Source organism: uncultured Dialister sp., from assembly GCF_900541605.1.
Taxonomy (GTDB): Bacteria; Bacillota; Negativicutes; order Veillonellales; family Dialisteraceae; genus Dialister.
Genome location: NZ_UQKJ01000121.1, coordinates 1 through 5482, shown reverse-complemented (window position 1 = coordinate 5482; position 5482 = coordinate 1). Strand labels below are relative to the sequence as shown.

The window sequence follows — 5482 nt, the reverse complement described above, 5'->3', positions numbered from 1 at the left end:
GGGGCCCGGCTCGAGGGTCCTCTGCAGGACCCTCGCCTTCCAAGGAAGGAGGCTAACGACCAGCAGTTTCACTGCATTAACTAGCACTACCCTTAACTCGTCATCTCGAGCGGTGGTACACGCCAAAGTGGTACCGCAGTAAAAAATCGCTACAGCTACGAAGAGTCGAGAGATCTTTCTGCTAAGTGCCTGTGACGGTGTTACAACTCTAAAGGCGGAGCCCATCAGAATCCCTCTGTCACTGCGTGACATCCCCCTTTAAAAAAGAGGGGCTTTTCTTTAGCGGCTGGCGGTGCATAGAATCGGCCTGCGGCACACCCCTCAGCTAACCTACCTCTTTCCCAGAAAAGAAGGCTAACGAACAGCGGCGAAGCCGCTATAGAACCTTATGCTCCCGGTGCGAAGCACCTACAACCCGGTGAACGAGCGAAGCGATGTTCACCCACCACCTTTAGCCCCATACATACGTTGGGGCAGATATACATCATTTACCCTATAATAAAAACACCGATTGACTTATTCACAGGAAATGGTCAATCGGTGTTTTTCAGTTAAGATTCAATCAGATGGTGTGGGCTGATCCGAGGACTGCTTCAATCTTATGCATAACCATCTGTTTGACTGCTTCTCTGGCAGGTTTCAGATAGTTTCTGGGATCGAAGTTGGAGGGATCCTTGTACAGGGCTTCCCGAATGGCGCTGGTCATGGCAAGGCGGATATCGGTGTCGATATTGATTTTGCAGACCGCCATGGTGGCAGCTTTCCGGAGCATGTCTTCCGGTACGCCTTTCGCACCGAGAACTTTGCCACCGTACTTATTGCATTTTTCTACGAATTCCGGAATAACCGTGGAAGCACCGTGGAGGACGATGGGGTAGCCCGGAAGGAGCTTGCCCACTTTTTCCAGCCGTTCGTAGTCCAGGTAGGGATCTCCTTTGTACTTATAGGCACCGTGGCTGGTGCCGATGGCGATGGCCAGAGAGTCACAGCCGGTCCGTTCTACGAATTCAGCGGCCTGGTCGGGATCGGTGAAAATGGCATCCTTGGCATCTACGGAAACCATATCTTCCACGCCGGCGAGGCGGCCCAGTTCCGCTTCCACCACGACCCCTTTATCATGGGCGTATTCTACGATCTGCTTTGTGACTTTCACGTTTTCTTCGAAGGGATGCTTGGAGCCATCGTACATGACAGAGGAAAATCCGCCATCAATGCAGGCTTTGCATACTTCATAGGAAGAGCCGTGATCCAGGTGGAGGGCAGTCGGGATTTCCGGATAATCCTGGAGCGCGATCTTTACGAGGCCCACAATATATTCCTGGCCCGCATATTTCCGGGCACCTTCCGAAGCCTGGAGAATGACAGGGGATTCTTCTTCTTTGGCAGCTTCCATGATGCCCTGGATGATTTCCATATTGTTTACGTTAAAAGCACCAATGGCATAATGGCCTTCATAGGCTTTCTTAAACATTTCCGTAGTTCCTACAAGCGGCATAGTGATACCTTCCTTTCAAACGTTTTCATATGATCTGCATATTCTGGAAAATCATGCAATGATTCAACTTCATTATACTGAATGGACCGGGAGATTTCCAGTGAAAAAGGGACGTGGGTATGTATTGGATTTGGGCTGAACCCATAGATGGTTCATAAAGGTGGTGGGTTGGCATCGCTGGCGCTCGCCAACCGGGTTGTGGCTTTTACACCGCTTTGCGCGTGAAAGCGGGGACGTAAGGTAGAATCGCCGACTTTGGCGGCTGGTCCACCTTATGCCCCCGGTGCGAAGTACCAACCACCCGGTGAACAGGCGAAGCGCAGTTCACCGGGAACCTTTAGCCCCAAACATCCGGATGAAGTTGCAATCTAAGTACATGATATGCAAAATATATGTAAATTTATGCAATTTTTCTTGACTAAACTGTATATTTATGCTAAAATTCTTGTCAAACAGAAGGACGTGAGAACTATGGCAGACAAAAAAGACATCATTTACGAAATAAAACATTTGAAAAAATCCTTTGGCAAGGTGGAAGTGCTGAAGGACATCAGCATGAGCATTGAAAACGGAGAAGTGTGCACCATTATCGGACCTTCGGGATCCGGGAAGAGTACATTCCTCCGCTGCCTGAATCTCCTGGAAAAGCCGACGGGCGGTGAGCTCTGGTTTGAGGGGAAGAAGGTCAACGAAAAGACGGACGTGAAGATGCTCCGCCGGGATGTGGGCATGGTGTTCCAGTCCTTTAACCTGTTCCCCATGTTTACGGCGGTGGAAAATGTGATGTATGCGCCGGTGCATATCAAGAAGCTGCCAAAGGCCCAGGCAAAGGAAGAGGCCATGGAGCTTCTGGATCGGGTGGGACTGGCGGAACGGGCGGACTATTATCCCGGCCAGCTTTCCGGCGGCCAGCAGCAGCGTGTGGCCATCGCCCGGGCTTTGGCCATGAAGCCGAAGATGCTTCTTTTTGATGAACCCACTTCGGCCCTGGATCCGGAACTGGTTGGCGACGTGCTGACGGTCATGAAGGAAGTAGCCCTGGCCGGCATGACCATGGTGGTGGTAACCCATGAAATGCAGTTCGCCAGAAGCGTTTCGAGCCACGTGGTTTTCATGGATAAAGGCTATATTGTGGAAGAAGGAAATCCGGAAGATATCTTTACCCATCCAAAAGAAGAAAGAACACAGACATTCCTGAAGCGGCTGCTTCATGCGGATATTTAAGGAGATGGTACCCTATGGATATGGTTATAGATACTGCGGTGAAATATAATGACATATTTATGTCAGGTGTGAAAATCACCATCATTATTTCTCTTCTGTCCTGCTTCTTCGGACTCCTTCTGGGGATTGTCCTGGCATTCATGAAGATTTCAGGCATCAAAATTCTCCAGGCCATTGCAGCGGTGTACGTGGAAGTTATCCGCGGTACCCCTGTGCTGGTACAGATTTCCCTCGTATTCTTCGGACTCCCGTTCCTGGGCATCCATTTCCCCAGTTTCCAGATCCTGGGCGTGGACTTCGAACGTCTATCGGCCGGCGTCCTGGCACTCATCATCAATTCCGGGGCCTACGAATGTGAAATCGTCCGTTCCGGTATCGAGTCCATTCCGAAGGGCCAGCTGGAAGGGGCCATGTCCCTGGGCTTCTCGAAATGGGAATCCATGGTACGTATCATCATTCCCCAGGCTATCCGGAATATTCTCCCGGTCATCGGCAATGAGTTTGTCACCCTTATCAAGGAATCGTCCCAGGTCTCCGTCATCGGCATGGCAGACCTCATGTATACAGCCACCACCATCCAGGGCATCAGCTTCCAGCCATTCCCGCCGCTGGTTATCGTGGCACTGTACTACTTCATCATGACCTTCTTCGTATCCATGTGCCTCCGGGTGCTGGAACGGCGGCTCAAGGTGAAGAGCGTAAGATAATTGGGCTTGTGGCAGCAGGAGTGAATAGGCTCCTGCTGTTTTTTATTGGAGAAATGGGCAGGGGCTTCGGCCGGGGATGGCTACGGTCTGACGGCCAGGGCTAAGGCTGCCGCCTGGACTTAAAGAAGGAATATGGATGCCAGGCCTGCGGCGCTTCCCTTAGTCTCTTTACTTTTTCAGTCACTTCGCTGAAGCCGTTTCCCTTCCCCTATTTTCCACTACCTTCCTCTTTATAAACTGATATAATAAAGAAACAGATTAAACATAGAAGAGGTGCGAAATGGGATATAAAGAGAACTATGAAAACTGGCTCTCCTGGGCCGATGACAAAACGAAGGAAGAGCTCCTTTCTCTCCATAATGAAAAGGATATAGAAGACCGCTTTTACAAAGACCTGGAATTCGGGGCAGCCGGACTCCGGGGAATCATGGGAGCCGGTACAAATCGGATGAACCGATACACTGTGGCCCGGGCATCGAAGGGGTTTGCGGATTACCTTCACCATACCTTTCCGGCGGAACTGGATAGGGGCGTCGTCATTGCCTACGATTCCCGGAACCACTCCCGGGAGTTTGCGGTAGAAGCAGCTTCCGTTCTGACGGCGGCGGGCATACCGGTTCGTATTTTCAAGGAGCTGGAACCGATTCCGGTGCTTTCTTTTTCCGTGAAGCATTTCCGGGCGCTGGGAGGCATTGTCATTACCGCCAGCCATAATCCGCCGGAGTACAACGGCTACAAAGTCTATGGACCGGACGGAGGGCAGCTGGTGCCAGCGAAGGCCGATGTGCTCACGACTTACGTGGAAGCGGTCAAGGATCTGTCCCATATTGAGGATGAGGGAAAGGAAAGCCTTATTACCTGGCTGGACCAGGACGTGGTGGACCTTTTCCTTGATGCCGCTTTTCGACAGTCCTGGTACAAAGGAAATCCGCCGCCCCTTTCGGTGGTCTATACACCGCTTCATGGAAGTGGAAACAGGCCGGTACGGCGCATTCTTGAAAAAGCCGGCTTCCGTGATGTGAAGGTGGTAAAGGAACAGGAACTGCCGGATGGCGATTTCCCCACCGTCAAATCCCCAAATCCGGAAAATAAGGAAGCCCTTACGCTGGGCATCGAACTGGGAGAAAAAGAAGGGGCAGACATCGTGATCGGTACAGATCCGGACAGCGACCGCATCGGCGCGGCTGCCCGCAGGGGAGACCATTTTGAACTGATCACCGGAAACCAGATGGGCGCTCTTCTGGCTTATTTCCTGTTTACTACCAGAAAAGAAAAACTCACCCCTGCTTCTACCATGGTAAAAACCGTAGTTACCGGTGAACTGGGCGGCGACGTGGCCCGGGATTTCCATGTGCAGGTGGTGGAAGTGCTGACCGGATTCAAGTACATCGGTGAAAAAATCAGCCGGTGGAAACAGGACAGCACCCATGATTTCGTCTTCGGCTATGAAGAAAGCTACGGATACCTCATTGGCACCCATGCCCAGGACAAGGATGCCGTGGTATCGGCCATGGCTATCTGTGAAATGGCAGCTTACTTTAAAGAAAAGGGACTTACCCTCATTGACGTACTGGAAAAACTTTACGAACGGTATGGGTATTATTACGACAGGAGCGTTTCCTACACCCTGAAAGGTCTTGAGGGGCAGGAAAAGATCCGGTCCATCATGGAGCAGGCAAGAGCTTTGGATGTGAAGAAACTCTTCCCCCCTGTTACGGAAACCGTGGACTTTGAAAAAGGGGTGGGGGACCTGCCTCGGGAAAATGTACTGAAGTTCTACCTGAAAGGGGAAGGTTGGATGGCTATCCGCCCCAGCGGCACGGAGCCGAAAATCAAATTCTATTACTCACTGAAAGGAAAGAATGAAGAAGAGGCTATGACTCTCTTCCGGAAATATAAGGCCATCTGGGAGAAGGCATTCGGGCTGGAAGGATAGGAAAGCAGCTCTGCGGACAGGGCTGATGGCCAGGCGGTATTGGCGGCGCATAACATAATGCGCCGCCTTTTTGTAAAAAGAAAACCCCCGGTTGGACCGGGGGTTCAATAAAGCTTTAGC

Annotated in this window: 4 protein-coding genes; 3 read left to right on the top strand and 1 reads right to left on the bottom strand. The window is 51.4% G+C overall.

The window, feature by feature from the left end; translation table 11 throughout:
• Window positions 1-562: 562 nt before the first annotated feature.
• Window positions 563-1495 carry a class II fructose-1,6-bisphosphate aldolase gene (gene fba / locus QZR21_RS07795; RefSeq protein WP_296099922.1) on the bottom strand — a complete coding sequence of 311 codons (933 nt, stop codon included), beginning with the start codon at window positions 1493-1495 and terminating at the stop codon, window positions 563-565.
• A gap of 471 nt (window positions 1496-1966) precedes the next feature.
• Between fba and QZR21_RS07790 the strand changes: the two genes are divergently transcribed.
• The 3 genes from QZR21_RS07790 (at window position 1967) to QZR21_RS07780 (ending at window position 5362) form a co-directional block, all read left to right on the top strand.
• On the top strand, window positions 1967-2719 hold the full coding sequence (locus QZR21_RS07790) for an amino acid ABC transporter ATP-binding protein (RefSeq protein ID WP_296099924.1): 753 nt from the start codon (window positions 1967-1969) through the stop codon (window positions 2717-2719).
• Window positions 2720-2733: 14 nt separating this feature from the next.
• A complete protein-coding gene (locus QZR21_RS07785) occupies window positions 2734-3426 on the top strand; it encodes an amino acid ABC transporter permease (RefSeq protein ID WP_296099926.1) in 693 nt (230 codons plus the stop codon).
• A gap of 280 nt (window positions 3427-3706) precedes the next feature.
• Window positions 3707-5362: a phospho-sugar mutase gene (locus QZR21_RS07780; protein WP_296974758.1), complete on the top strand. Its 1656-nt coding sequence runs from the start codon at window positions 3707-3709 to the stop codon at window positions 5360-5362.
• The last annotated feature ends 120 nt before the right edge of the window (window positions 5363-5482 follow it).